Raw genomic sequence first — 25,146 nt, 5'->3', positions numbered from 1 at the left:
CGGTGCGCATTGCTGGGTGAGGCGGCGTTGTCGTTCACGAAAGGGGAACACGATTGAAGATTCTCGTCCTCGGCGGCGGCGTCATCGGTGTCACGTCCGCGTGGTATCTCGCGAAGGCCGGTCATGAGGTGACCGTGCTCGAAAGGCAGGCGGGGCCTGCCCTCGAGACGAGCTTCGCCAATGCCGGCGAGATCTCACCGGGCTATTCGTCGCCGTGGGCCGGGCCGGGCGTGCCGGTCAAGGCGGTCAAATGGCTGCTGATGAAATACGGTCCCCTGGCGGTCAGGCCGGGCCTCGACCCCGCCATGTGGGCCTGGCTCGTCCAGATGCTGCGCAACTGCACGTCGGCACGCTATGCGGTGAACAAGGCGCGGATGGTGCCGATCGCCGAGTACAGCCGCGACCGCCTGCGCGAGATGAGAGCGGAAACCGGCATCGCCTATGACGAGCGCAGCCTCGGCACGCTGCAGCTGTTCCGCACGCAATATCAGCTCGACGGGATCGGCGGCGACATCGAGGTGCTGAAGCGCTTCGACGTTCCCTTCGAGGTACTGGACCGCGCCGGCTGCATCGCGGCGGAGCCGGCGCTCGCGCGCGTGGCGGAGACGTTCGTCGGCGGGCTCAGGCTGCCCGGCGACGAGACGGGCGACTGCCACATGTTCACCAATGCGCTCGGCGCGCTTGCCGCCAAGGCGGGCGTCGACTTCCGCTACGGTGTCAGCGTGAAGCAGGTCCTGCATGACGGCCGGCGTACGACGGGCGTGAGCACGGACAAGGGGACGTTCGAGGCCGATGCGGTCGTCGTTGCGTTCGGCAGCTACTCGCCGCACCTGCTGCGGCCCCTCGGCATCCGGGTGCCGGTCTATCCCGTCAAGGGCTACTCGCTGACGCTGCCGGTGACCGACGCGGCGGCGGCGCCGATGTCGACCGTCATGGACGAGACCTACAAGGTGGCGATCACGCGCCTCGGCGACCGCATCCGTGTCGGCGGCACGGCCGAGATCGCCGGATACGACCTGTCGCTCAGGCCCTCGCGGCGCGCACCGCTGGAGCACTCGTTCACCAGCCTGTTCGGCGCGGGCGGCTCGGTCGAGCAGTCGACGTTCTGGTGCGGGCTGAGGCCGATGACGCCGGACGGTCCGCCGATCATCGGGCCGACGAAGATCGCCGGCCTCTACCTCAACACCGGGCACGGCACGCTGGGCTGGACGATGGCCTGCGGCTCCGGCCGCGTGCTCGCCGACATCGTGTCGGGCAAGGCACCCGACATCGACGTCTCCGAGCTCGGCATCGGACGGTATCAAGGTTGAGCCGGGCGTTGCGCTGGCATAGCCACGGGCGCGTATCCGTTCCGAAACGAGGTCGCGGGAAGACCGGCTGCCGCCGGTTTGCCCGACACATCGAGAGCAAGATCGTTGACTGTTCGGGGTTGGGCCCGGACCGCGCATTGGTTCGCGAACTTCAACGAACGACAATGCCGTTCACGAACACGTTCACCAAATGCGCGATGCGGACCTTCGATGCGGTTTGCTGCTCGGTCGCGAGCGAGATCGCTGTTGCCACGCAGACGATATCGTCGAAGCTGATATCGGACCGAACCACGCCTGCCTTCTGCGCAAATCGCAAGAGGCGCAGACCTTCTTCGCTGGTGGCGACACATCCGGGCGTCCCGACCTGGAGAACCGTTCCCAGCGAGGCCGCGAGGCCGCGATAGACATTGGTGTGTTGCACCAGTTCTTCCAGATACACACGCAGGGCAGCTAAGGGATCGAGTTCGGCAGCCCGACGCCGGCTGGTCTCCGCGAGTGCCAGGAACCGGGCGCTGTAGGTCGCCGCGAGAAGATCCTCGCGGGTCGGAAACCGCCGATAGAGCGTCGCAACGCCAACCCCGGCACGCTTTGCCACCGCGTCCAGAACGACGTTCGCTCCCCGTTCGAGAAACACGTCCTCCGCTGCCGCGAGGATGCGGTCCCGGTTTCGGCGGGCATCGGCGCGCAATGAGACGTCGTCTTTCAAAGTTCTCCCCGCAAGGACTTGAGAAGTGGAGAATAGCTCCATATAGAAAGTGGAGCAATTCTCCATTTAAGGAACTGAGGAAGCATGACGAAGCGATTCGACGATAAGGTGGTGGTGATCACGGGCGGGACGGATGGCATCGGTCTCGCAACCGCCAAGGCATTCACAGCCGAAGGAGCCAGAGTCTACATCACGGGCCGCAACCAGGCGCGCCTCGAGAATGCGGTCGCCGAGATCGGCAATGACGCTGTCGGCATCCCGGGCGATGTCAGCAAAATGGACGATCTCGACCGCCTATATGCGCGGATCAAAGGTGATCACGGTCGCGTGGACGTGGTCTTTGCCAATGCCGGTGTGTCCGAGTCGGCACCGATCGGCGGCATCGAAAACGATCATATCGACCGCGTGTTCGACATCAACGTCAAGGGAACGGTTTACACGGTGCAGAAGGCACTGCCGCTCATGTCTGCCGGCGGCTCTGTCGTGCTGATGGGCTCGGGCGCAGGGAGCAAGGGCTTTCCCGGCCTCTCCGTCTACAGCGCCACGAAGGCCGCTATCCGATCCTTCGCGCGAACCTGGACAGTCGACCTGAAGAGCAGAGGCATTCGGGTGAATGTGGTTTCGCCGGGGATGGTTCTGACCCCGGCATTGAAGACCTATCTGCAGAACAACGATGGTGCCGAGGAATGGATGAAGGCCGCCATCCCGTTCGGCAGGCTCGCCGAAACCGATGAAGTCGCGAAAGCGGTCCTGTTTCTAGCATCGGACGAGGGCAGCTTTGTGGGTGGAGCGGAGCTGATGGTCGACGGGGGTTTTGTCGCAGTGTGACCCGTCTGAGATGTCAGACCGGACGCGCGCTGGACGGGTTGGCGCCGGAAGGAAGCTACGTGACCCGGCGCTTCTCCAGCTTGCGGGCGAGCGTGCGGCGATGCATGCCGAGGCGGCGCGCGGCCTCCGAGATGTTGAACTCGGACTCCACCAGCGTCTCGTGAATGCGCTCCCATTCGAGCGTCTTGAGCGAGGTCTGGCGCTTGGTCAGCGGAACCTCTGTATCGCCGTCCGCCCTGCCGAAGGCGGCCTCGATGTCGTCGGTGTTGGCGGGCTTGGCGAGATAGTGGCTGGCGCCGAGCTTGATCGCCTCGACGGCCGTGACGATGCTGGCGAAGCCGGTGAGGACAACGATGCGCATCTCCGGATCGTGGTCGTGCAGCATCTTCACGGCCTTGAGCCCCGAGCCGACGCCGAGCTTCAGGTCCACGACCGCATAACGGTGCGCCGTCTCGGCGAGCGCGTCGGGAAGAGCCTCCAGCCCTTCGCAGACCTCCACCGCATAGCCGCGCCGCTGGAACGAGCGCCGCAGGGCGCGCGCGAAGGCGGCGTCGTCCTCGACGATCAGGAGCGAGCGGGCGCTAGCCATCGAACCCCGCACCGGACAGGGCGGCGAGCGGCAGGGTCAAGGTGACCGCAGCACCCCTGCCGTCGTTGTTGCGCGCCGAAACCATGCCGCCGAGCTTGCGCACGGCATTGACCACCAGGAACAGGCCGAGGCCGCTTCCGGGCCGGTTCTTGCTGGACTGATAGGGCTTGCCGAACGATTCGAGCATTTCGGGCCGGAACCCGGGCCCGGCATCCTTCACGGCGATCACCAGTTTGTCCTCCTGTCGGCTGACGGACAGACCCATCCACGAAGGCGAGGCTTCCAGGGCGTTGTCGAACAGATTGAACAACACCTGCTTCAGCGCCGCATCGGAGATGATTGCTGCGTCCGGCGCGAAGACGTTGTCGTAGTCAAACGTCGCTGGCGTCCGGCTGGCACGCCATTCTAGCACCACCGCGTCGACGAAGTCACGCACCGTCGTCCGGATCGTGCCTTCGCCCCTGGCCTCGCCGGAGGAGATCAGGATGCCCGACACGATCTGCTTGCAGCGGTCGAGCTGCGCCTGCATCTCGACGATGTCCTGGGTGAGCTCGGGATCCTTGCGGAAGACCGGCATGCGCCGCCAGTCGCCGAGGATCACCGATAGCGTGGCGAGCGGGGTGCCGAGCTCGTGCGCGGCCCCCGAGGCGAGAAGGCCGATGCGCACGATGTGGTCCTCCTCGGCCGCCTGCCGATGCATGTCGGCGAGATGGGCGTCGCGCTCGCGCAGATTGCGGTTGATGCGGGTGATGAACAGGACGAGCAGGCAGGTCGTCAGCGCGAAGGCGATGAAGCTTCCCTGCACATGCAGCGCGAAGAATGCATCCGCGTCGCCGTCGGGGACGGCGAGCGGCCGGTTGAACGCCATCAGCGCGAGGTAGCCGACGCCGGCGAACGCGACGAGGACCCAGGTGGAGCGCGTGTCGAGAAGCGTGGCGCCCAGCATGATCTGCAGCACATAGAGGAGCACGAACGGGTTGGCCGCGCCGCCGCTGAGATAGAGCTGCGCCGTCAGCGCCGCGACGTCGAGCAGCAGCTCGATGAACAGTTCCGCATGTGCGATGCCGCGCTGGTCGCGCAGCCGCAGCAGCGTCGTGACGTTGAGGATGATCAGAAGCAGCACGATCGCCGCCATCGGAACCAGCGGCAGGGCGATGCCCATGCCCCAGTGGACGACGAGGATCGTCACGATCTGGCCGATCACCGCGAGCCAGCGGAGCTGCACGAGCAGGAGGAGATTCTTGCGGTTGGTCATTTCCAGCATCGGCATCCGTGGGCTCCTCCACCCAGTCGACGCCCGCGCCCGCCGGCCTGTCAGGGCGCGGTTCCGGGTTCGGACAACATTCCTCCCGGCGGTTCTAGCGACTTTTCGGCTCCGCGCCTTCTCCAATCGAAGAGGACGAACCAGCCGCCGCCGAGCGCCATCAGCGCCAGCCCGAACCAAGTGATCGCATAGACCAGATGGTTGTTGCTGAAGCTGATCCGCGTCAGCCCACCCACCGGCCAGGCGCCCGGATTTGGGGTCGCATCGGCGTCGATGAAATAGGGCGCGGCGCGATCGAGACGTTGTGCCGCGGCGATCGCCGCCACGTCGCGGGAATACCAGCGGCCGGCGACGGGATCGTTGTCGCGCAGGAACCCGCCGCCCGGCTCGCTCAGCCTCAGGAGGCCGGTCACGGCGGTTTCGCCGCCGGCTTTGTTCTCAGATCGTGTGATGGGATTGCGGAAGTCCGGGGGAACGAAGCCGCGGTTGACGAGGACGGTGAAGCCCTGGTCCGTGACGAACGGGATCAGCACCCAGTAGCCGCTGCCGAGGTCCGTCACAGCCTGGACGAGCGTTTCCCTCTCATCGAGGAAACGGCCGGTCGCGCGGACTTTCAGATATTCGGCCGAGGCTGCATCGACGCCGCCCCATGCCGCGGGGCCGGGGGGCGCGACGGGTGCGGCCGAGACCCGCGCGTCGACGCGCGCGATGAGGTCGAGTTTCCACTGAAGCCGCTGCACCTGCCAGATGCCAAGCGCACACTGCAACGCCGCGCTGACGAGCGCGGCGACCGTGATGAGGAGGACGCTGGCCGGAGGCCTCGTCATGGCATCTGCTGCATGTCGTGGAACGGCATGGTGTTGGTGTTGAGGTGGTACATCACCCACAGCGAGCCGGAGAGCGCGATGACGACGACAATCAGCGTGAAGATCAGCGCCATCATCGTCCAGCCCTGCTCGGAGCGGGTGTCCATGTGCAGGAAGTAGACCATGTGAACGACGATCTGCACGACCGCGAGCGCCATGACGATGAAGCCGGTCAGCTGTTTGCTGTCCAGCACCTCGCCCATCACCAGCCAGAACGGGACGGCGGTGAGCACGACCGACAGGAAGAAGCCGATGAGGTAGCCGCGCAGCGAGCCGTGCGCGTGGCCGTCGTCGCCGTGGCCCGCATCGTGGGCCGCGTGCGTTTCCGCGTTGGTGGCGCTCATCTCAGCACTCCCATCAGATAGACGAAGGTGAAGACACCGATCCAGATGACGTCCAGGAAGTGCCAGAACATCGACAGGCACATCAGCCGTCGCCGGTTGGCCTCGATCAGCCCGAACCGCCACACCTGCGCCATCAGCGTCACCAGCCAGACGATGCCGAAGGTGACGTGCAGGCCGTGCGTGCCGACCAGCACGAAGAAGGACGACAGGAAGGCGCTGCGCTGCGGCGTCGCGCCGATATGGATCAGGTGCTGGAATTCGTAGAGCTCGATGCCGAGGAAGGCGAGGCCGAACAGACCGGTGACGGCGAGCCAGGCGAGCGTCGCGCGCACATTGCCCTTGACCATGGCCAGCATGGCGAAGCCGTAGGTGATCGACGAGAACAGCAGCATGGCGGTGTTCAGCGCCACGAGATCGAGGTCGAAGAGGTCCTTCGGCGCGGGCCCGGCGGCATAGCTGGCGCCCAGCACCCCATAAATCGCGAACAGAACCGCGAACATGAGGCAGTCGCTCATCAGGTAGATCCAGAAGCCGAGCATGGTGCTGCCGCCCTCGGCATGCCCGTGCTCGTCCCTGAGGTAGAAGACGGGCTCCTGTTTGCCCGCGGTGTGTTCAGCTGCGATCGTCATCGTGTCATCCACCGACCGCGAGCAGCTTGGTGCGCGCGTCCTCGGTCTGCGTCACTTCCTCGGCGGGGATGTGGAAGTCGCGGTGATAGTTGAAGGTGTGGGCGATGGCGACGGCGATCATCGCGACGAAGGCGAGGATCGCCAGCCACCAGATGTACCAGATCAGCGCGACGGACATGACGACGCTGAGCCCGGCGATGATGACGCCCGTGCCGGTGTTGGAGGGCATGTGGATCGGCTTGAAGCCTTCGAGCGGGCGCCTGTAGCCGCGCTTCTTCATGTCCCACCAGGCGTCGTTGTCGTGCACGACGGGGGTGAACGCGAAGTTGTAGGCCGGCGGCGGCGACGACGTCGCCCATTCGAGCGTGCGGCCATCCCACGGGTCGCCAGTGGTGTCGCGCAACTGGTCGCGGCGCATGATGCTGACGGCGATCTGGATCAGGAAGGCGACGATGCCGACGAGGATCAGGAAGGCGCCGAAGCCGGCGATGATGAACCATATCTGCAGCGAGGGATCGTCGAAAGTGCGCAGACGGCGCGTCACGCCCATCAGGCCGAGCACGTAGAGCGGCATGAAGGCGAAGAAGAAGCCGAGCACCCAGCCCCAGAACGACACCTTGCCCCAGAACGGGTCGAGCCTGAAGCCGAAGGCCTTGGGGAACCAGTAGGCCATGCCGGCGAACAGGCCGTAGACCACGCCGCCGATGATCGTGTTGTGGAAGTGGGCGACGAGGAACAGCGAGTTGTGCAGCACGAAGTCTGCCGGCGGCACGGCGAGCAGCACGCCGGTCATGCCGCCGAGGACGAAGACCAGCATGAAGGCGATGGTCCACATCATCGGCAGCTCGAAGCGGATGCGGCCGCGATACATCGTGAACAGCCAGTTGAAGATCTTCGCCCCGGTCGGGATCGAGATGATCATCGTCGTGATGCCGAAGAACGAGTTCACGCTGGCGCCGGAGCCCATGGTGAAGAAGTGGTGCAGCCAGACGAGGTAGGACAGGATTGTGATGCACACCGTGGCGTAGACCATCGAGGTGTAGCCGAACAGGCGCTTGCCCGAGAAGGTCGCGGCGATCTCGGAGAAGATGCCGAATGCAGGAAGCACAAGGATGTAGACCTCCGGATGGCCCCAGATCCAGATGAGGTTGACATACATCATCGGATTGCCGCCGAGGTCGCTGGTGAAGAAGTTGGTGCCGACGTAGCGGTCGAGCGTCAGCAGTACCAGGGTCGCGGTGAGGATCGGGAAAGTGGCGACGATCAGCACGTTGGTGCAGAGCGACGTCCAGGTGAACACCGGCATCTTCATCATCGTCATGCCCGGGGCGCGCATCTTGACGATCGTCGCGATGAGGTTGATGCCCGAGAGCGTGGTGCCGACACCCGCGACCTGCAGCGACCAGATGTAATAGTCCATACCGACGCCGGGACTGTATTCGGCGCCGGAGAGCGGCGGATAGGCGAGCCAGCCGGTGCGCGCGAACTCGCCGACGAACAGCGACATCATCAGAATCACGGCCCCGCCCGCGGTCATCCAGAAGCTGAAATTGTTGAGGAACGGGAAGGAGACGTCGCGCGCGCCGATCTGCAGCGGTACGACGTAGTTCATCAGGCCGGTGACCAGCGGCATCGCCACGAAGAAGATCATGATGACGCCGTGGGCGGTGAAGATCTGGTCGTAGTGATGGGCGTTGAGGTAGCCCTCGGAGCCGTTGAAGGCGATCGCCTGCTGGATGCGCATCATGATCGCGTCGGCGAAGCCGCGCAGTAGCATCACAATGCCGAGGATCATGTACATGATGCCGATGCGCTTGTGGTCGACGGTGGTGAACCACTCGCGCCACAGATAGCCCCACAGGCGGAAATAGGTGATGGCTCCCAGCAGCGCGATGCCGCCGAGCGCGACCACCGCGAACGTGCCGACGAGGATCGGCTCGTGCAGCGGCAGCGCTTCCCAGGTAAGCCGTCCGAAGATCAGCTTGATGAGGTCCGGATTGTCGAACATGGCAAACTCTCAGGTGCCGAAGGGCTGGCGCCGATCGAGGCGCGCATCGACCTGCGGGGACGCGAAGGGGTTCATGGCGGGACGCGGCAGGCCGGCGCCGAGCAGCGGCTTCGGGTCCACGAACGGGCGCAGCGAGGCCGACCAGGTGGTCGCGGCGGCCGCTGCCGCTTCTTCCGCCGTGCAGATGCTCGCAACGAGGGTGGACTGGCGGCCGAAGAAGGCGCTGAGCGCGGACGGGCGGCCTTCCTCGACCGGCTGGAGCAGCACGATACCGTCGATGCCGAGGCCGCCGGCGGCGTCGATCGACATCATCTCGTCCATGCACATCCGGCCGGGCTCGGCGCAGCGATCGCGGATCAGGCGGAAGAGCTGCGGCTCGACGGAGGCGTAGCGGCGGGCGGCCTCGTTCTCGCTGGGCTTCGCAAGCTCGAGATAGGCCGTGCGGTCGAGAGAGCCGCCGGCCTGGCGCACCGCGTCTACCCAAGCGTCGAAATCGGGCTGCGACTGGCCGTGGAAGGCGAAACGCATGCCGGAAAAGCCGTCGCCGCTGTAGTTGGCCGAGAAGCCGGCATATTCGCCGGGCTTGTTGATGACGCCGTGCAGCGTCGTCTCCATGCCGGGCATGGCGTAGATCTGGCCGGCGAGCGCGGGGATGTAGAACGAGTTCATCACCGAGGTCGAGGTGAGCCGGAAGCGGATCGGCCGGTCGACGGGCGCGGCCATCTCGTTGACCGTCGCGATACCGTATTCCGGGTAGATGAACAGCCATTTCCAGTCGAGCGCGGCCACTTCGACCACAAGCGGCTCGACCTGGCGGTCCACCGGCCGCCCCTCCGCCACGCGGCCGAGCGGCCGGGCACGGGTCGAGCAGGTGCGTGCCCATCCAGGTCACCGCGCCGAGGCAGATGATGATGAGAAGGGGCACCGCCCAGATCACCAGTTCGAGATGGGTGGAGTGGTCCCAGTCGGGCTCGTAGCGCGCCTGCCTGTTGCCCGCGCGATACCGCCAAGCGAAGAAGACGGTGAGCGCCATGACCGGAACGATGATGAGCAGCATCAGCACCGTGGAGACCACGACGAGGTCGCGCTGCTGTGCGGCGATGTCGCCCGCGGGCGCCAGCACCACGAGGTTGCACCCGCTGAGCGCGAGGGCAAGGCAGAGCAACACGGTCAGTCTGGTCAGCTTCAAGATCGGATCCGCACGCCAATTGAGGTTCAGGGCCTCGCTAACGGCTCGATGCTGCACCGCACATTGGACAATTTGCCCAATGCCGCGCGCCGCGGCACACGCATAATGACGGCCATGCGGCGCAGGCGACGAGCCTTTCGCCGCTGACGGCGTGCGAGGTGTCAGGAAGCATGGTGCACTCTTCGGCAATGACGGCGGACGATTCGGTCGGGCCCGAGGCTCGCCATGGCGAGGTCGCCCCCGGCGAGATCGCGGTAGGCGTGTTCATCGGCCGTACGTCGGAATTCTTCGACTTCTTCGTCTACGCCATCGCCTCGGTGATCGTGTTTCCAAGGCTGGTGTTCCCGCACATGGACGCGCTGACGGGCACGCTGTGGTCGTTCGCGATCTTCGCGCTGGCCTTTGTCGCACGGCCGGTGGGAACGGCGATCTTCATGGCCGTCGACCGCGCCTACGGCAAAGGCGTGAAGATGACCATTGCACTTTTCCTGCTCGGGACGGCCACCGTGGCCATCGCCTTCCTGCCCGGCTACGAGCGGATCGGCGCCGCGGCGATCTGGTTCCTGGCGCTGGCGCGCATCGCTCAGGGCATCGCGCTCGGCGGCACGTGGGACGGGCTCGCCTCGCTGCTCGCGATGAACGCACCGGAAGGCCGGCGCGGCTGGTATGCGATGATCCCGCAGCTCGGCGCGCCCGCCGGCCTGATCGTCGCCAGCGCGCTCTTCGCCTTCTTCGTCGGCAATCTTTCGGCCGAAGACTTCTTCAGCTGGGGCTGGCGCTATCCGTTCTTCGTCGCCTTCGCGATCAACGTGGTGGCGCTGTTCGCGCGGCTCAGGATCGTCTCCACGCCGGAATACCGGGAGCTGTTCCACAATCGCGAGCTGCAGCCGGCGCGCATCTCCGCGACGCTGCGCGCCGAGAGCCGCACCGTGGCGCTCGGCGCGTTCGCGCCGCTCGCGAGCTTTGCGCTGTTCCATATGGTGACGGTGTTCCCGCTGTCCTGGGTGTTCCTGTTCACCTCGGAAGGCATTGCGCGCTTCCTGGTGATCGAGGCGGTCAGCGCCGTCTTCGGGCTCGGCGCAGTCTTCGTCTCCGGCATCCTGGCGGACCGGATCGGGCGCCGCTCGCTGCTGATCGGCTCGGCGGTCGCCATCGCCGCGTTCAGCGGCTTCGCGCCGCAGCTGCTCGACGCGGGTCCGGTGGGCGAAGCGATCTTCATGGTGCTCGGCTTCGTGCTGCTCGGCCTGTCCTTCGGCCAGTCGTCCGGCGCGGTCGCCTCCAGCTTCCCGCAGGCCTACCGCTACACCGGATCGGCCATCACCACCGACCTCGCCTGGCTGTTCGGGGCAGGGTTCGCGCCACTGGCAGCCCTTCTCCTGTCGGCGAATTTCGGGCTGATCTCGGCCGGCGCCTATCTGCTGTCGGGCGCGATCTGCACCATCCTGGCGCTGTGGCTCAGCGAGCGCTTCGCGGCGAAGGCCGGCTGAGGATCACCTGGCGGCCGGCCGATCCGGCGCGGCGCTCGCGCTGCCCTGCGTGATGAGGCGCGAACTGCGCTGGTCGCGGGTGTGGATCCATAGCCAGCTCAGCGCCACGCTCAGCCTGTTGCGGACGCCGATCAGGAAGTAGATGTGGGCGAGGCCCCATATCCACCAGGCCAGCGCGCCGCGCAGCTTGACGCGGCCGAAGTCGATGACCGCCAGCCGCTTGCCGATCGTGGCGAGGCTGCCCTGATGGCGGTATCGGAACGGCGCAGCCTGGACCCGTCCCGCGAGCCTTGCCCTGATGGTGTCGGCGACATACCTGCCCTGCTGCTTCGCCGCCGGCGCGATGCCCGGAACCGGCTTGCCGTCCGGAGCGTCGATGGCAGCGGTGTCGCCGATGACAAAGATCTCGGGATGGCCCGGCACGGTGAGATCGGGCTCGACCTTGACGCGCCCGGCGCGGTCGGCCGCGGCCGCGAGCCATTCGGCCGCCGGCGAGGCCTGCACGCCCGCCGCCCATATGATGGTCGCGGCTGCAAGACGCTTGCCGCCATAGACCACGCCGTCGGCCGAGCATTCGGTGACCGGGCTGCCGCGCTCTACCTCGACGCCGAGCTTCTCCAGCGCGCGCAGCGCATAGTCCGAGAGATCCTCGCTGAAGGCGGCGAGGACGCGCGGGCCGCCCTCGATCAGCACCACGCGCGTTTCCCTGGTGTCGATGTTGCGGAAGTCCTCCGGCAACGTCACCCGGGCAAGCTCGGCGATGGTGCCCGCAAGCTCCACGCCGGTCGGTCCGGCGCCGATGATCACGAAAGTGAGGAGCGCTGCCCGCCGTGCTGGATCGGTTTCGCGCTCGGCCTTCTCGAAGGCGACGAGGATGCGGCGGCGGATCGTGGTGGCGTCCTCGAGCGTCTTGAGGCCCGGCGCGAACGGCTCCCAGTCGTCGTGGCCGAAATAGGCGTGCCGCGCACCGGTGGCCAGCACCAGCGTGTCGTAGGCAACAGTCGACCCGTCGTCGAGCCGGACAGCGCGGGCCTGGGTATCGACACCGGTCGCCGACGCCAGCAGCGTCGTGATCTCGCGGCGCCGGCGCAGGAGATGCCGGATCGGCCAGGCGATCTCCGAGGTCGCCAGCGACGCAGTCGCGACCTGGTAGAGCAGCGGCTGGAACAGGTGATGGTTGCGCCGGTCGATGATCGTGATGCGGACCGGCGCCCCGGCGAGGCGGTGAACCGCCTCCAGGCCACCGAAGCCCGCTCCGACCACGACGACATGATGTGGGGAGGGTGCTTCTACCGGTGCCATCGCAAACGCCTTTCCTGCCGCCGGCGCCGGTGGAGCCCGCCGCCAGACAACTGATGCCGCGTTCTCCCCCGATAAGGGCGGGGTGGCAATGCCGAACTTTTCATAACTGGAATGCGCGCCGCCAAGGCGATGGCGTCAAACCCTTCCCGCATACTCGCCAGCTGTATCTTCAGCCTGTCGATCGACGTGACACGATCACCGCGGATGCCTTCCTCCCCGCCGCCGCACCTCGGCTCAGTTCAATCGCGCTTCCGTCCTGCTGGCATCGAACCAGTCGAACTCGGCGTCGCTCGTGTTCACCATCACTGCCTTGGTCGTGAAATAGGCGTTGAAGGCTTCCTCGCCGAACTCGCGGCCGATGCCCGACAGCTTTACTCCGCCCCAGGGGGACGCCGCGTCGACGCGATGGTGGTCGTTGACCCAGACGATGCCGGCCTGGACCTGGCGGGCGAAGCGATGGGCGCGCGCCACGTCTTTCGTGTGCACGGCGGCTGCGAGGCCGTAAGGGGAATCGTTTGCCATGCGCAGTGCGTCTTCCTCCGTGTCGAAGGGAATGACGACGGTGAAAGGACCGAAAACCTCGTCCCGCGCGATCGACATGTCCGGCGTGACATCGGCGAAGACGGTCGGGCGCATGAAAAAGCCGCCCGTTCCGGCCAGCTCTTCAGGGATGCGGCCGCCGGCGACAAGACGCGCGCCCTCGGCGAGGCCCGTCTTCACGAAGCCCATCACCCTCTCGCGCTGCCGAGCCGAGATCACCGGTCCCATCTGCGTCGACGGGTCGAAGGGATCGCCGACCTTGATACGCTCGGCGCGCGCGGCGAGCTTCTCGACGAACTCGTCATAGATCGGGCGCTGCACCAGATGGCGCGCGGCGCAGACGCAGGTCTGGCCGGCGCCGATGAAGGCGCCGAAGGCCGCATAGCTGACGGCGCGGTCGACATCGCAATCGGCGAAGACCGCAACCGGCGTCTTGCCACCGAGCTCCAGCGTCTGCGTCGCGAAATTCCGCGCCGCCGCCGAACCCGCGGCGCGGCCGGATTCGGTGCCGCCGGTCAGCACGAGCTTGTTGATGTCCGGATGTTCCGACAGCGCCTTTCCGGCCACGGCCCCATAGCCGGTGACGACGTTGAGCACGCCAGGTGGAAGGCCGGCCTCCGAGAAGAGCTGCGCCAGTCGCAGCGTCGTCAGCGGCGTCAGTTCGGACGGTTTCACCACGGTGGTGCAGCCCGACGCCAGCGTCGGCGCGATGTTGCGGGAGGCGATCAGCAGCGGATGGTTGAACGGCGTGACATTGGCGACGACCCCGACCGGGAGCCTGTTGGTGAAGGCATGATATTCGCCGTCCACCGGCAGCACCGCATCCCTGCGCGCCATCGCAAGTGCGGCATTGTAGCGGAACAGATCCGGCACCCGTGCGATCTGGGCGCGCGTCTCGCGGATCGGCCGGCCATTGTTGAGCGTTTCCAGCTCGAAGAGCTCGTCGAGATTCGCCTCCATGACGTCGGCCAGTTTGTTCACCAGCCGCACCCGCGTGCGCAGCGGCATCCGCGCCCAGTCGCTGCCCTCGAAGGCCGCGCGAGCGCTCGCCACGGCGAGGTGCACGTCTTCTGCGCCAGCCTCCACGACATGCGCGATCGTCGCACGCTCGCCGGTGCGATGACCGGCATCAGCTTGCGGCCTTCATGCGGCTGGAACCGGCCATCGATGAAGAGACCGAACGTCTTCGGCTCGGAAAAAGACGCCGGGCGGAATGCCTGATGCTTGGACATGGGGATCTTTCCTTCCCTTGGCCGACTTGAATCAGCCGATATCGAAGAGGCGGCGCGCATTGCCGCCGAGGATGGCGGTCGTGGCGGCGGTGTCGAGGTTCGAGGACAGGACGTGCCCGACCGGATCGTATTCGGCCATGTCGTAGGGATAGTCAGTTCCCATCATGACCTGCCCGTGCCCGACGATCCGCACCAGCGCCTCGAGCTGCTCGGCCGTGAAGACGACGCTGTCGAAGAACACCTTGCGAAGATACGACGTCGGCGGATGCGGAAGGTCGCCATGGACATCGGCCCGCGCGCCCCAGGCGTGATCCATGCGCCCGCTATAGGCCGGCAGGTATCCGCCGCCGTGAACCGCAACGAGCTTCAGCCCGGGATATCTCTCCAAAACGCCGTCGAAGATCAGGTAGTGGAGCGCCACCGTCGTATCGAGCGGATTGCCGATGACATTGTTGAAGTAGTAGCGCGAAAGCCGCTCGCCCTGCGTGAAGCCGTTGGGGTGGATCAGCACGACTGCGCCCAGCCGTTCCGCCGCGGCCCAGAAGGGTTCGAACAGGGGATCCGAAAGCTCGAGCCCGTTGACGCTGGTCAGGATCTGCACGCCGCGGAAGCCCCTGTCGCGCATAACGAATTCCAGTTCGGCAGTCGCCGCTTCCGGATCGGACATGACCACCCCGCCAAGCGCCGTGAACCGCTCCGGCGCGGCATCGCGGAAGGCGGCAACGCCCTCGTTGACCATGCGCGTCGCCTCCCGCGCGAGGGCGCGGTCCGGCAGGCTGTAATAGCACTGGAAGGGCGTCGGCATGATGACCTGATGGGCCAGGCCGAAGCGGTCCATCTCGGAGAGGCGCTTTTCCGGATCGAGCATCAGGGGGCGGCGCTCGCCATCCTGCCTCATGTTGATCGCCGCCGTGTCGGGGGTCGAGAAGTGAAGCAGCGGAATCGTCGACCTGTCCAGCACGGGCGCGACGAGGTCGTGCGCAGCCGGCACGGCGACATGGCTGTGCATGTCGACCGTGACGGCGCCGGCCGGCAAGGGACGTCGCGCAAGGTCGAAGGGGCGCGCGGCTGTCGGCCCATACCGGTTTGTGCCCGGCTCGAGGCGAGGCAAGTCGTGTGTCATGACGAACTCCAGTGATCGAGACTCATGCGGGCGATGCAGGAACGGCTAGGTCACCAGTCCAAGCCGACGGTAGAGGGCGGGCATTCCCTCCAGGTAGACGGTCACCGCGCTGCGAACCATGACTTCGGTGTCTTCGCTCGTCGCAACGCGATAGATGTAGCGGCGCACGCCGTAGTAGAAGATGCCGCCGTGGAGAATCCAGGTCGCTTCCTGCTCCTGCGGGGTAAGCGGCACCTCGTCGAAGTCTGCGACACCCAAGGATGCCCGCACTTCACGGCAAAGGCGAGCGATCACCCGCTCCTCTATGATCGGATTGTAGCGCTTGTTGAGCTCAAGGTTGCGCAGACCCGAAAAGAGATAGATGCGCATCCATTCCGGTGCATGCGAGACAGCGCAGTCTGGACAAAGAACGCATTCAGGCGCTCCTCCAGCGGACGAGCCCTGTCGGCGAGAAGCGTGTCCCACCGGCTGCTCCAGCGGCCGCGGAAGACCTCCTCGTAGACGGCGTCGATCAGGTCCTCCTTGCTCGGGAAATACTGATAGATCAGCGGCTGCGTCACGCCGAGGTGCTTCGCAAGAAGATGCGTCGAGCCGTCGAGGCCGTATTCCGCGAAGAAGCTAATGGCTCCGTCGAGGATCATCCGGCGTCGTTCGCTCGGCGCATATCGCTTGCGGGCGGGGGCCTGCCGTTCGTTCATCCGAGGATTTCCTTGCCCTGAAGCATCCGGCGCAGTCCGATCAGATATAGGCGTCGAGTTTCTCGACCTTGCCAGTCGTGCCCTTGATGACGTTGCGGCGAACCACGATCTCGCCGGCGTCGCTTGCGATGCCCATCGCATGTAGGCCATGCGCGCGGCCATTGAAACGGAGGCCGAGGTCGGATGCCCTCATCCCGAGGAAGTCGCTCATTGCCTCCTCGGTGCCACCGACCTCAAGCCAGGAGATGCCCGTGGGCCGCACGGTGCCGAACTGCGCCTGGCCGCGGCCGGGATGCTTCGACGGATCGATGACGTAGAAGAAGTTCGGCAAGCCAGCCTCCCAGCAGGGAATGGTGTCGGGGGTGCGCACCGCCACGCCGAGCGCACCGTCCGGTCGTTGCCGCAGCCCGCTTTCTACGACATCGGAGCCGAGCCGCTTGGCAATCGCCTCGATCTCGTCGCGGGTGTCCACGCGTGCGCACCAGCCGATGAACACGTCGCCTTCGATGCACTGGTCATGGAAAAAGCGCGCCGCGGGGTTGCCCCGTTCGTAGGCATGGATGTCGATGGCGCTCTCCACTTCGATATATGTGTCTCCGCCGGTCGGAAAGATGCGGTTCGCCAAGCCCAGCTTGGGGAACCACCCTCCTTCGTAGCAGCCGAGCCCGGTTTCCTGCATCAGCCTATACGATCCCTCGTAGACGTTCTGCGTTCCGAGGCAGACATGGTCGATATGTATCATCGGATTTTCCTGCTGATCAGTCGCTGCTGTTTTGGCCCGTTCCTCAGTAGCCCGGGCATTCCTTGGCCTGCGCGACGATTGCGTTTGTATCGAAATCGTTGATTTTCTTGAAGAAGTCCGGATCTTCCGGCATCATCTTCGAGACATCGATGGTCTGCGGGATCTGCTTGTTGTCCAGCAGGAAATTCTGCAGCTTGTCGAGACCTTCCGCCGACACGTTGGCGCGCAGCTCGCCGCCGGCCTTACGGAATGCGATGAGGTTCTCCTCCGAGTTCAGGCGGGCGATTTCGGTGTCCTGTTCCATCGTGGTGGTGCGGCCGGCGCCGTAGTTCTTGCGATAGATTTTCGCCACGCATTCGGGATTGGCCTGGGCGAAGACCTGCGCCTTCGCGACGCCGCGCGCGAGCGCCTCGACCATCTTCGGGTCCTGCGAGAGCGCGGTGCCCGTCGCCACCATGCTGTAGTCCGGGAAGTCGAGCCAGGCATCGTCCTGGAAGTAGCTGGCGTCGTTGCCGAGCACCTTGAAGTTGGCGATCTCCGCCATGAAGGTCAGGCTGGCGTCGACGGTGCCGCTCTTCAGCGCCTCGTAGGCCTGCGGGCCGAGCCCGATGACAGCCTGGCGCACGTCACGCTGCGGATCGATCCCGTGCTTGGTGAGCAAGGAGTTGAGGTACATGGCGCCGCCCGACCCCGCCACTGCGAGACCGATGGTCTTGCCCTTCAGGTCTTCCGGCTTGGTGATGTTGCTCGACGTCATGGTCAGGATGCGCCAGGACGTCGTCTTCATCGCCGCGACCATGCGGATATCGGCGAGGCCCTTGGTGTCCGCCGCGATCCACGGCGTGCTGTTCATCACGCCGATGTCGCCCGATCCACCGATCATAGCCTGCACTGCGGCCGAGGACCCTTGCGAGAACTGCACGTCGACGTCGTAGCCCTCGTCGCGCCACCAGCCCATCGCCAGCGGAATGAAAAGCTCGAACACCGCCGGGATCATGACCGGATTGCCGTGGACGATACGGACCTTCTTCAGGTCCTCCGCTGCCAGAACACCGGTTCCGGCCGAGAGCATGCAGGCGCCCAGCAGCGCCGAGGTGATGGATTTCAGAATCGTGTTCATGTCATTCCCCTGTTTGACTTGTTTCGAACTGCGATTGCGTGCCGCTATCGGTTGGAGGCCTCGATCCAGAAGACGAGCCGGCGGCCGAGATACTGGACAAGCGCGCTTGCCAGGGCGGCGATGAAGGTGAGGAGCGCGATGGCGGCGAAGACGCCCGGCGTATCCAGCGCGAACCCTGCCCGCATGATGGCGGCGCCGATGCCTTCCTGGGCGCCGACGAATTCGGCCACGATGGCGCCGATGACGCTGAGCGTGACGCCGACGTTGAGCCCGGCGAAGATGTACGGCGCCGCGTTCTGGACCTTCAGGTAGCGGAAGCGTTCCCAGCGTGACGCATTGTAGACGCTGAGCATTTCGAGCTGATCGGCCGGCGTCGCCCGCAGGCCCGTGACGGCGTTCACGAAGACCGGGAAGAACGTGATCAGCGCGACGATCAGCACCTTCGACGTCATGCCGAAACCGAACCAGACGACGAAGAGAGGCGCTATCGCAACCTTCGGCACCGCCTGCATCGCGACGATGTAGGGATAGAGAATCCGCTCGGCGGCGCGCCATTCGGCGACGGGAACAGCGAGGAGGAACCCGACCACCGCGCCGACCAGATAGCCGGCAAATATCTCCTGCAGCGTGATCAGCGTGTCGCCTGCCAGGTAGCCGGCGGTGAGGCCGGTCCACAGCGACACGGCGATCTGGCTCGGCTTGGGAAGAAGCGCTGGACTTATGCCGGTGAGCGGCACGAACAACCATTCCCAGACCGCCAGAAAGGCGCAGAGAATGAGGACCGCGGCCACCGTGATCCCGTCGATCCGACTGGCCCAGCCCGGGAGGGAGCGCGAGCTGTCTTCGTGGCGCATTTGCGTACCCGCCGTCGTGTCGCTCATTGCCGCACCTCGTCCTTCTCGAAGTGCTTGCGCACCGCCTGCGAATAGGCCCCGAAGGCCTCGGAGTTGATCATGTTCAGGGTGCGGGGGCGCGGCAGGTCGATCTCGATGTCGTCCACGACACGGCCGGGCCTCGGCGCGAGAACGATCACCCGGTCGGCGAGGAACACCGCTTCCTGGATGCTGTGCGTGACGAAGACGATGGTCTTGCCGCTCTGCATCCAGAGCGACTGCAGTTCCATCTGGAGGTGATCACGCGTCATCGCGTCGAGCGCTGCGAAGGGCTCATCCATCAGCAGCACGTCGGGGTCGTGAACGAGCGCACGCGTGATGCCGACGCGCTGCTGCATGCCGCCCGAAAGCTCGCCCGGATACTTGTCCCTGAAGTCCTGGAGGCCGACGAGCCTGAGGTAATGCTCGGCCCGGCGGCGCGCCTCGGAGACCGGGATGCGCTTCAGGTCGGCCGCGATGGTCACGTTTTCGAAGACGCTGCGCCAGGGCAGCAGCACCGGCGCCTGGAAGACCATGCCGATGTCGCCCGTAGGGCCCGTCACCGCCTTGCCGCCGATGCGGATTTCGCCGTCGGACCGCGAGGTCAAGCCGCCGATCAGCCTGAGCAATGTGCTCTTTCCGCAGCCGCTCGGACCGACGAGGGTGACAAACGATCCCTTAGCGATCGTCAGGTTGACGTCGTGAAGCGCATCGACGCGATCGCCAGAGCGCGTGTGAAAGGACTTGTTGACCGACGCGATGTCGATGAACTGCCCTGCATCTGCCGTGTTCATTCCCATTCCCCTTTTCGGGTTGCTTTTGTTCCCTCGTACGGGCGCTGCCGTCCTTCCGGTCAGAGCGCCAAAGGCCGGTTTGCGCTCTCGACGAACTCCACGGTGACGAAGGAGAGCGTCGTGTCGCCGATGTTGGTCAGGTCGTGCATCATCGATTCACCTGCTGCGTAGGCGTGATGCCGGGTGTCGCCGGCGGCGTAGTCGACCTCGACGACCCGCCCGTCGCCGTAGCGCGAGCGCCCGCGCCCGGCAGTGACCGCCGTCCAGAAATAGTCGAGGACGTGGCGATGGAAGCCGATCCGCTCTCCGGGCGCGAGCGTCAGGTGCCAGACCCTGACGCGATCGGTCTGAGAGACGAGCCTGGAGCCGACGCGGCCGTTTGAGTGAGCTCGACGGAATTCATCTTCCAGCTCGCTCGAAAGACCGGCCGGAACCTGCGATCCGGCAAGAACCGTGGTTTCAGCCGCACTCATGCGAGCACCTCCAGACCGGCAGTGACCGCCGTTTCCGCCATCACCGCCTCTGGCTGGCGATGACGCTCGGCCAGTTCGCGCTGGCGCGCATCGCCGAGCTGCGTTCCCATATAGGATCCGAGATTCCGCGCCCGGCGGACGACAGCGGTACCGACCGGCAGGCGCTGCGCCTCGAAACTCCTCAGCGCCGACGCGATATTCGCGGCACCTCCGGAAAGCGCTCGCGCCAGCGCGAGCGCATCGCCCGCGGCCTTGGTGATCCCCATGCCGACATGCGGACGCGCCACGAATGCGGCATCTCCCAGGATCACGGTCCTTTCGCCCAGGACCATCGTGGGGGTCTCGAAATCGAGGATCGCCTGCACGAAAGGCAGCTTCGTCTTCCGGACGACTTCGGCGAATTGCGGTCCCAGCAGGCGCCCGGCATCGGCACGCATCCCGGCCACGACTTCCGGACGGATCTTGACGGGAGAGATGGACAGGTCGCCCTGGTTGTCGTCGACATCGCGCAGGATGTCCGCGAGCGACTCGGCGTCTGCCGGTCGGGTACCAGACGAAATTGAACGAGCGCTGCCCGGGCGCCAGGCTTTCGCCGGCACCGGCGACGGGATAGCCGAGGATCTGCTCTCCCGGCGGCAGGCGAAAGCAGAAACGGTCGCACAGCATCGACCGGGTTGCCTCGGAAAGCGCGGCTTCGTCGACGAGGCCCCGCCACGCGACATAGCCGGCATAGACCGGGTTCGCATCCGGCAGCCGCCGCTGCCGGACGGTCGAAAACAGGCCGTCCGCACCGACCAGCAGATCGCCTTCGGCACAGCTGCCGTCATTGAAATGCGCCACCACGGAACCGGCGCGCTCTTCGAAGTCGCGCAGCGAACGACCGTGGCGATATCCGCCCGCCAGCTCGGTGCGAAGCAGCCCATAGAGATGACCCCAGGACGTCATGACCTGCGGGAGTTCCCGCTCGGCGACAATGTTGCCTTCTCCGTCCAGAATCCGCCGGCCGGGGACGAAGACGCCGACGCGCGCCCTGTCGGTCGTTATCCCCGCCTCGGCCAGGGCATCGAAGAGCTCGTCGTGCGTGACGATCCCAGCCCCGCGCGCCGACAGCTCGCTGCCGTTGCGCTCGAACAGCTCAACCTCCCAGCCGGCCCGGCGCAGCAGAAGGCCCGCGAACAGCCCTGAGATCGAGCCGCCCGCGACGAGCGCTTTGGGATGACGGGATCGCTCGTACGGCATGTGCTGGATGTCGCCCGCAGGTCGTTAATGATCGATCGATCAATACGCGATCCTGCGAATGAGTCAACACTATTTATCGTTCAATTATTTGAAGGCTTAGCAGGGCGTCCTGCCCGCGTTTCACGCCGTCCCGGCACCCTGAACGCGCGAGCGGAGTTCGGTCTTCAGCACCTTGCCGTAGGCGTTCTTCGGCAGGTCCTCGAGCCAGACATAGTCCTTCGGCCGCTTGAAGCGGGCAATCTGGGTCAGGCAGTGGGCGTCGAGCGTCTTTGCATCGGCGGTGGCGCCCGGCTCCAGCACGACGCAGGCGACGACGACCTCGCCCCATTCAGGATCGGGGCGGCCGATGACCGAGACCTGCGCCACGGCCGGATGCGTCAGCAGCGCTTCCTCGACCTCGCGCGGATAGATGTTGGTGCCGCCGGAGATGATCACGTCCTTGGAGCGGTCGTGCAGGGTCAGGAAGCCGGCCTCGTCCATCGCGCCCATGTCGCCCGTATGCAGCCAGCCGTCGCGGATGGCGGCTTCGGTCGCGGCCGGGTCGTTCCAGTAGCCCCTCATCACCGACGGCCCGCGCACGGCGATCTCGCCGATCTCGCCGGGCGGAAGCCGCTTTTCGTCAGGTCCGAGCACGGCAACCTCGCAGCCTGCCTGGGCGACGCCGACCGAGGCAAGGCGGCGCGAGTGCATTGCGTCGTCCCATCCGGCTTCCATGGCCTCGACATGGGCGGCGCGGGTCAGGGCAGTAATGGTCATCGGCGTTTCGCCCTGGCCGTAGATCTGGGCGAAGCGGGGGCCGAACTGGTCCATCGCGTCGCGGATGTCGGCGAGATACATCGGCCCGCCGCCATAGACGATCGTGCGGATGCCCTCGCCTCGATGGCTCCGCGCCTTCGCAGCAGCGACGAGGCGGCGGACCATGGTGGGGGCGGCGAAGAAGCAGAGCCGGCCGAGCTGTCCGGCGAGGTCGAGGATCTCGTCGCTGTCGAAGCCGCCGGAAGCCGGCACGACGTGGCGCGCGCCGCAGATCAGGTAGATGAACTGGTAGAGGCCCGCCCCGTGCGACATGGGTGCGGCGTAGACCTTGGCGTCGCCGGCCTCCGCCGCGTCGACGTCGGCGAAATAGCTCATGATCATCGCCTGGATGTTGGCCGGCGTCAGCATTACGCCCTTCGGCCGGCCGGTCGTGCCGGAGGTGTAGAACAGCCAGACGAGGTCGTTCTGGCCGGTCGGATGGAGCGCCGGAGCCGGAGTGTCGGTGACAAGTGCAGAGAAATCCGGTCCGTCCATGTCCACGATGCGCGTTTCGGGCGCCAGCGCCGCGAGGTCGCCGGCATGGTCGGCGTCGGTGAAACAGAGCCGCGCGCCGGAATGGCCGAGGATGTAGGCGGCCTCCTTCTCATGCAGCTTGGCATTGACCGGCACGGCCACCGCGCCGATCCGCCAGATGGCCTGCATGGCGACGAGATAATCGGTGCGGTTGGCGAGGAAGAGCGCGACGCGGTCGCCCGGCGCTATGCCTGTCGCCGCGAGACCGGCGGCCAACGATCCGGCGCGGGCATTGAAGCCGGCATAGTCGAGGACCGCGTCCGCGCCGCGGAACAGCGCCGGCCGGTCGGGCCAGAGCAAGGCGGCGCGTTCGAGCCAGCGTGCCGGGTTCATATCTTCCTCCCTGCCTCGTGTTCGGCGCAAGCCGGCCTCGCGCCGACCTTCATGCCCCGGTCAGGCCCGCGCGGGCAAGCCGAGGATGGCTCGCGCCTCCGCAGGCGTCGCGGGGCGGCCGCCGGCGGAGCGGATGGTCTCCACGGCGGACGTGAGCAGCGCGGCATTGGTGGTCGGCTTGCCGGCCGCGTCGAAGAGCGCGTCTTCCAGTCCGGCGCGGACATGGCCGCCGCCGGCGACCGCCTCGCGCATGACCCAGAGATTGTCCTCGCCGGCCGCGAAGGCGGCCCAGACTGCGCCGTCGGGAATGCGTTCGTGCATTGCGGCGAGTGCTGCCGGCGTCGCGGGCGCGCCGCCATAGCCGGTGCCGAGGCAGATCTGCATGAAGGGCGTCGGGCCGAACGCACCCTCCGCCGCGAGTTTGCGGGCGACCTCCAGATGGCCGAAGTCGAAGCATTCGACCTCGGCGCGGATGCCCTTCTCGCCATAGAGCCGTGCCATCTCGCGCAGGTCGCCCATACGCGCGACGTGGATCGCCTGGCCGAGCGCGAAGGTGCCGCAGTCGATGGTGCCGATCTCGGGCGTGAGCGCGAGCACATGGTCCGCCCTGCCCGCCGCCGGGCGCAGTGTGGTGTCTTCGGCCGGCGCGAAGCCCGCCGCATCGTCGAGCACCAGCAGTCCGTCCATCGAGGCGCTGAGATTGAGCAGGATGTTAGTGCCGGCGGCGCGGATCAGACCGACGGTCTCGTGCCAGAGGCCGATGTCGTTCGAGGGCAGGCCCGTTGCCGGATCGCGGACGTGGATGTGGGCCACCGCCGCGCCCAGCTTCGCCGCCTCGGCGACCGCCGCGGCGATGGCTTCGGGGCTCACCGGCAGGTTCGGGTTGAGCTCCGCCGCATCGGGCCGTCCGCCGTTGACGCAGGCGGTCAGGATGACCGGGCGCGTCATGCCGCCTTGCCCCGCACGGCCGTGACGGCTGCGTCGGCAGCCTGCTGCATGAACAGCGCATCCTGCATCAGCGCGATGAAGGAATAGCCGCGCGCGATGCAGTCGGTGGCGTAGGCCGAGCTGATCGCGAAGACGCCCGCGAACTTGCCCGCCGCCCGGGCGCGAGCAGCGACATAGTCCAGCGCCGGCGACACGTCGGGGCTGTCGAGCGTTGCGCCACTCGACAGCGAGACCGACAGATCCGACGGGCCGACGAAGACACCGTCGATACCGGGCACGGCGAGGATCGCGTCGAGGTTGTCCAGCGCTTGCCGGGTCTCGATCATGGCGATTGCAAGGTTCAGCTCATTGGCCTTGGCGAGGTAGCCAGGGCCGTTCAGGCCAGATATCGGGATCGCGCGGCGTGGTCCCCAGCTGCGGAAGCCGACAGGCGGGAACTTGGTGTAGGACACCAGCCGTTCCGCGTCCGCGACCGTATTGACCATCGGGCAGACGACGCCGATCGCGCCGAAATCGAGCACCCGCGAAGCGAGCCCGCCGCAATCGACCGGCAGACGCACGAAAGCCGGCTTGCCTTCAAGCGCGGCGGCGGCAACGCTTGCGACGACGGCGGCCTCGTCGAACATGCCGTGCTGCATGTCGAGGATGAAGGAATCGAGCTTCGTCTTCGCAAGCGCCTCGATCGCGTTGGGATCGGGCAACTGGCAGAAGGTCGACAGGTGAAGCGCGCCGCGGCGGATGGCCGGGGCGAGGTCGGCATGGACCGCGGGAAAGCCCATCTCAGCTCTCCACGGGCGGGAAGTCGGCGGCCTGGTGGTCGACGATCTCGAGATAATCCTTCCGGATCGGGCAGAAGATGTCGAGATTCATCACGACCTCGTCCGAGATCGGGATGCCGCCGTGCATCACGTCGGGCGGCACGCGAAGCACTTCCCCCGCGCCGACCTCGAAGGTCTCGTCGCCGACGGTCCAGCGCATGCGGCCGGTCAGGATCACGGCGATCTGCTCGAAGGGATGCTTGTGCATGCCGAGCGTCATGCCCTTTTCCAGCCAGTTCATGACCAGCAGCACGTCCTCGCCGCGAAAGCCGGCCCGGCTGATATGCTCGCGCACCGGGAAGCGCGGCAGGTCTTCCCATTTGACCGGCATACGGAAGGGTTGCAGTTCACTCATCTCGTCCT

General features: G+C 66.2%; 24 protein-coding genes and 4 pseudogenes. 3 read left to right on the top strand and 25 right to left on the bottom strand.

All coding sequences use genetic code 11. From position 1 onward, the window contains the following. Positions 1-53: 53 nt before the first annotated feature. The gene (locus tag LRS09_RS12505) at positions 54-1,310 is read left to right on the top strand and encodes a D-amino acid dehydrogenase (RefSeq protein ID WP_257807000.1); all 1,257 of its coding nucleotides are present in this window, start codon (positions 54-56) and stop codon (positions 1,308-1,310) included. Between the two features lie 151 nt (positions 1,311-1,461). Here LRS09_RS12505 and LRS09_RS12500 read toward each other — a convergent pair whose 3' ends face one another. Next, positions 1,462-2,016: a TetR/AcrR family transcriptional regulator gene (locus LRS09_RS12500; RefSeq protein ID WP_257806997.1), complete on the bottom strand. Its 555-nt coding sequence runs from the start codon at positions 2,014-2,016 to the stop codon at positions 1,462-1,464. A gap of 84 nt (positions 2,017-2,100) precedes the next feature. Here LRS09_RS12500 and LRS09_RS12495 point away from each other — a divergent pair, with 84 nt between their 5' ends. Next, positions 2,101-2,844: an SDR family NAD(P)-dependent oxidoreductase gene (locus LRS09_RS12495; RefSeq protein WP_257806994.1), complete on the top strand. Its 744-nt coding sequence runs from the start codon at positions 2,101-2,103 to the stop codon at positions 2,842-2,844. Between the two features lie 55 nt (positions 2,845-2,899). Here the strand turns inward: LRS09_RS12495 and LRS09_RS12490 are convergent, their stop codons facing one another. From LRS09_RS12490 to cyoA, 7 genes and pseudogenes are all read right to left on the bottom strand, one after another. Continuing rightward, on the bottom strand, positions 2,900-3,433 hold the full coding sequence (locus tag LRS09_RS12490) for a response regulator transcription factor (RefSeq protein ID WP_257806993.1): 534 nt from the start codon (positions 3,431-3,433) through the stop codon (positions 2,900-2,902). Continuing rightward, positions 3,426-4,703 carry an ATP-binding protein gene (locus LRS09_RS12485; protein ID WP_257806991.1) on the bottom strand — a complete coding sequence of 426 codons (1,278 nt, stop codon included), beginning with the start codon at positions 4,701-4,703 and terminating at the stop codon, positions 3,426-3,428. The genes LRS09_RS12490 and LRS09_RS12485 overlap by 8 nt, the downstream gene beginning before the upstream one ends. Before the next feature lie 44 nt (positions 4,704-4,747). Further along, positions 4,748-5,524 (bottom strand): SURF1 family protein, encoded by a 777-nt coding sequence (locus LRS09_RS12480; RefSeq protein ID WP_257806989.1) that lies wholly within the window; start codon positions 5,522-5,524, stop codon positions 4,748-4,750. Then, complete coding sequence (gene cyoD, locus LRS09_RS12475) at positions 5,521-5,907, bottom strand: cytochrome o ubiquinol oxidase subunit IV (RefSeq protein ID WP_257806986.1); 387 nt, start codon at positions 5,905-5,907, stop codon at positions 5,521-5,523. The genes LRS09_RS12480 and cyoD overlap by 4 nt, the downstream gene beginning before the upstream one ends. After that, positions 5,904-6,536, bottom strand: a complete 633-nt coding sequence (gene cyoC, locus LRS09_RS12470; protein ID WP_257806984.1) for a cytochrome o ubiquinol oxidase subunit III — start codon at positions 6,534-6,536, stop codon at positions 5,904-5,906. Before cyoC ends, cyoD begins: the two co-directional genes overlap by 4 nt. Before the next feature lie 4 nt (positions 6,537-6,540). Next, positions 6,541-8,544, bottom strand: a complete 2,004-nt coding sequence (cyoB, locus tag LRS09_RS12465; protein WP_257806982.1) for a cytochrome o ubiquinol oxidase subunit I — start codon at positions 8,542-8,544, stop codon at positions 6,541-6,543. A 9-nt stretch (positions 8,545-8,553) separates the two neighbouring features. Then, a pseudogene (gene cyoA / locus LRS09_RS12460) lies at positions 8,554-9,733 on the bottom strand (ubiquinol oxidase subunit II). Between the two features lie 170 nt (positions 9,734-9,903). Between cyoA and LRS09_RS12455 the strand changes: the two are divergent. Beyond that, positions 9,904-11,220 carry an MFS transporter gene (locus LRS09_RS12455; RefSeq protein ID WP_257806981.1) on the top strand — a complete coding sequence of 439 codons (1,317 nt, stop codon included), beginning with the start codon at positions 9,904-9,906 and terminating at the stop codon, positions 11,218-11,220. A gap of 3 nt (positions 11,221-11,223) precedes the next feature. Here the strand turns inward: LRS09_RS12455 and LRS09_RS12450 are convergent, their stop codons facing one another. The 17 genes and pseudogenes from LRS09_RS12450 to LRS09_RS12380 form a co-directional block, all read right to left on the bottom strand. Continuing rightward, the gene (locus tag LRS09_RS12450) at positions 11,224-12,522 is read right to left on the bottom strand and encodes an NAD(P)/FAD-dependent oxidoreductase (protein ID WP_257806980.1); all 1,299 of its coding nucleotides are present in this window, start codon (positions 12,520-12,522) and stop codon (positions 11,224-11,226) included. 234 nt (positions 12,523-12,756) lie between these two features. Beyond that, a pseudogene (locus tag LRS09_RS12445) lies at positions 12,757-14,294 on the bottom strand (aldehyde dehydrogenase). Between the two features lie 31 nt (positions 14,295-14,325). Further along, a complete protein-coding gene (locus tag LRS09_RS12440; protein ID WP_257806977.1) occupies positions 14,326-15,417 on the bottom strand; it encodes an amidohydrolase family protein in 1,092 nt (363 codons plus the stop codon). A gap of 45 nt (positions 15,418-15,462) precedes the next feature. Further along, positions 15,463-15,675: a hypothetical protein gene (locus tag LRS09_RS12435; RefSeq protein WP_257806975.1), complete on the bottom strand. Its 213-nt coding sequence runs from the start codon at positions 15,673-15,675 to the stop codon at positions 15,463-15,465. Positions 15,676-15,719: 44 nt separating this feature from the next. Next, positions 15,720-16,115, bottom strand: a complete 396-nt coding sequence (locus LRS09_RS12430) for a TetR/AcrR family transcriptional regulator (RefSeq protein WP_257806974.1) — start codon at positions 16,113-16,115, stop codon at positions 15,720-15,722. 40 nt (positions 16,116-16,155) lie between these two features. Continuing rightward, complete coding sequence (locus tag LRS09_RS12425) at positions 16,156-16,857, bottom strand: VOC family protein (RefSeq protein WP_257806973.1); 702 nt, start codon at positions 16,855-16,857, stop codon at positions 16,156-16,158. Between the two features lie 43 nt (positions 16,858-16,900). Further along, positions 16,901-17,977, bottom strand: a complete 1,077-nt coding sequence (locus tag LRS09_RS12420) for an ABC transporter substrate-binding protein (protein WP_257806972.1) — start codon at positions 17,975-17,977, stop codon at positions 16,901-16,903. A gap of 44 nt (positions 17,978-18,021) precedes the next feature. Further along, complete coding sequence (locus tag LRS09_RS12415; protein ID WP_257806970.1) at positions 18,022-18,858, bottom strand: ABC transporter permease; 837 nt, start codon at positions 18,856-18,858, stop codon at positions 18,022-18,024. Next, positions 18,855-19,643 (bottom strand): ABC transporter ATP-binding protein, encoded by a 789-nt coding sequence (locus LRS09_RS12410; RefSeq protein WP_257806969.1) that lies wholly within the window; start codon positions 19,641-19,643, stop codon positions 18,855-18,857. The genes LRS09_RS12415 and LRS09_RS12410 overlap by 4 nt, the downstream gene beginning before the upstream one ends. 59 nt (positions 19,644-19,702) lie before the next feature. Then, positions 19,703-20,116: a hypothetical protein gene (locus tag LRS09_RS12405; protein WP_257806968.1), complete on the bottom strand. Its 414-nt coding sequence runs from the start codon at positions 20,114-20,116 to the stop codon at positions 19,703-19,705. Next, a complete protein-coding gene (locus LRS09_RS30030; RefSeq protein WP_308240297.1) occupies positions 20,113-20,481 on the bottom strand; it encodes an FAD-dependent monooxygenase in 369 nt (122 codons plus the stop codon). Before LRS09_RS30030 ends, LRS09_RS12405 begins: the two co-directional genes overlap by 4 nt. A 42-nt stretch (positions 20,482-20,523) precedes the next feature. After that, positions 20,524-20,838, bottom strand: a pseudogene (locus LRS09_RS30280) (hypothetical protein); the annotation flags it as partial. Further along, a pseudogene (locus LRS09_RS30275) lies at positions 20,720-21,355 on the bottom strand (FAD-dependent monooxygenase); the annotation flags it as partial. The pseudogenes LRS09_RS30280 and LRS09_RS30275, both read right to left, overlap by 119 nt. A 120-nt stretch (positions 21,356-21,475) precedes the next feature. Continuing rightward, a complete protein-coding gene (locus LRS09_RS12395; RefSeq protein WP_257806966.1) occupies positions 21,476-23,017 on the bottom strand; it encodes an AMP-binding protein in 1,542 nt (513 codons plus the stop codon). Between the two features lie 60 nt (positions 23,018-23,077). Next, the gene (locus LRS09_RS12390; protein ID WP_257806965.1) at positions 23,078-23,965 is read right to left on the bottom strand and encodes a 3-keto-5-aminohexanoate cleavage protein; all 888 of its coding nucleotides are present in this window, start codon (positions 23,963-23,965) and stop codon (positions 23,078-23,080) included. Next, entirely contained in the window at positions 23,962-24,744 is a 783-nt protein-coding gene (locus tag LRS09_RS12385) for an HpcH/HpaI aldolase/citrate lyase family protein (protein WP_257806964.1), read from the bottom strand. The genes LRS09_RS12390 and LRS09_RS12385 overlap by 4 nt, the downstream gene beginning before the upstream one ends. A gap of 1 nt (position 24,745) precedes the next feature. Further along, on the bottom strand, positions 24,746-25,138 hold the full coding sequence (locus LRS09_RS12380) for a cupin domain-containing protein (RefSeq protein WP_257806963.1): 393 nt from the start codon (positions 25,136-25,138) through the stop codon (positions 24,746-24,748). Positions 25,139-25,146: the final 8 nt, after the last annotated feature.

This window comes from Mesorhizobium sp. J428 (genome assembly GCF_024699925.1).
Classification (GTDB): domain Bacteria; phylum Pseudomonadota; class Alphaproteobacteria; order Rhizobiales; family Rhizobiaceae; genus Mesorhizobium_A.
The sequence above is the reverse complement of the archived record's forward strand: the minus strand, read 5'-3'. Positions and strand labels throughout refer to the sequence as shown.

Bases quoted from the DNA above. Each gene is read 5' to 3' on its own strand.
- cyoC (WP_257806984.1), bottom strand. From the start codon at position 6,536: ATGACGATCGCAGCTGAACACACCGCGGGCAAACAGGAGCCCGTCTTC.
- LRS09_RS12455 (WP_257806981.1), top strand. From the start codon at position 9,904: ATGGTGCACTCTTCGGCAATGACGGCGGACGATTCGGTCGGGCCCGAG.
- LRS09_RS12495 (WP_257806994.1), top strand. From the start codon at position 2,101: ATGACGAAGCGATTCGACGATAAGGTGGTGGTGATCACGGGCGGGACG.
- LRS09_RS12405 (WP_257806968.1), bottom strand. From the start codon at position 20,116: ATGAGTGCGGCTGAAACCACGGTTCTTGCCGGATCGCAGGTTCCGGCC.
- LRS09_RS12490 (WP_257806993.1), bottom strand. From the start codon at position 3,433: ATGGCTAGCGCCCGCTCGCTCCTGATCGTCGAGGACGACGCCGCCTTC.
- LRS09_RS12480 (WP_257806989.1), bottom strand. From the start codon at position 5,524: ATGACGAGGCCTCCGGCCAGCGTCCTCCTCATCACGGTCGCCGCGCTC.
- LRS09_RS12415 (WP_257806970.1), bottom strand. From the start codon at position 18,858: ATGAGCGACACGACGGCGGGTACGCAAATGCGCCACGAAGACAGCTCG.
- cyoD (WP_257806986.1), bottom strand. From the start codon at position 5,907: ATGAGCGCCACCAACGCGGAAACGCACGCGGCCCACGATGCGGGCCAC.
- LRS09_RS12440 (WP_257806977.1), bottom strand. From the start codon at position 15,417: ATGACACACGACTTGCCTCGCCTCGAGCCGGGCACAAACCGGTATGGG.
- LRS09_RS12485 (WP_257806991.1), bottom strand. From the start codon at position 4,703: ATGCCGATGCTGGAAATGACCAACCGCAAGAATCTCCTCCTGCTCGTG.
- LRS09_RS12430 (WP_257806974.1), bottom strand. From the start codon at position 16,115: ATGAACGAACGGCAGGCCCCCGCCCGCAAGCGATATGCGCCGAGCGAA.
- LRS09_RS12450 (WP_257806980.1), bottom strand. From the start codon at position 12,522: ATGGCACCGGTAGAAGCACCCTCCCCACATCATGTCGTCGTGGTCGGA.
- LRS09_RS12420 (WP_257806972.1), bottom strand. From the start codon at position 17,977: ATGAACACGATTCTGAAATCCATCACCTCGGCGCTGCTGGGCGCCTGC.
- LRS09_RS12385 (WP_257806964.1), bottom strand. From the start codon at position 24,744: ATGGGCTTTCCCGCGGTCCATGCCGACCTCGCCCCGGCCATCCGCCGC.
- cyoB (WP_257806982.1), bottom strand. From the start codon at position 8,544: ATGTTCGACAATCCGGACCTCATCAAGCTGATCTTCGGACGGCTTACC.
- LRS09_RS12425 (WP_257806973.1), bottom strand. From the start codon at position 16,857: ATGATACATATCGACCATGTCTGCCTCGGAACGCAGAACGTCTACGAG.
- LRS09_RS12390 (WP_257806965.1), bottom strand. From the start codon at position 23,965: ATGACGCGCCCGGTCATCCTGACCGCCTGCGTCAACGGCGGACGGCCC.
- LRS09_RS12395 (WP_257806966.1), bottom strand. From the start codon at position 23,017: ATGAACCCGGCACGCTGGCTCGAACGCGCCGCCTTGCTCTGGCCCGAC.
- LRS09_RS12380 (WP_257806963.1), bottom strand. From the start codon at position 25,138: ATGAGTGAACTGCAACCCTTCCGTATGCCGGTCAAATGGGAAGACCTG.
- LRS09_RS12410 (WP_257806969.1), bottom strand. From the start codon at position 19,643: ATGAACACGGCAGATGCAGGGCAGTTCATCGACATCGCGTCGGTCAAC.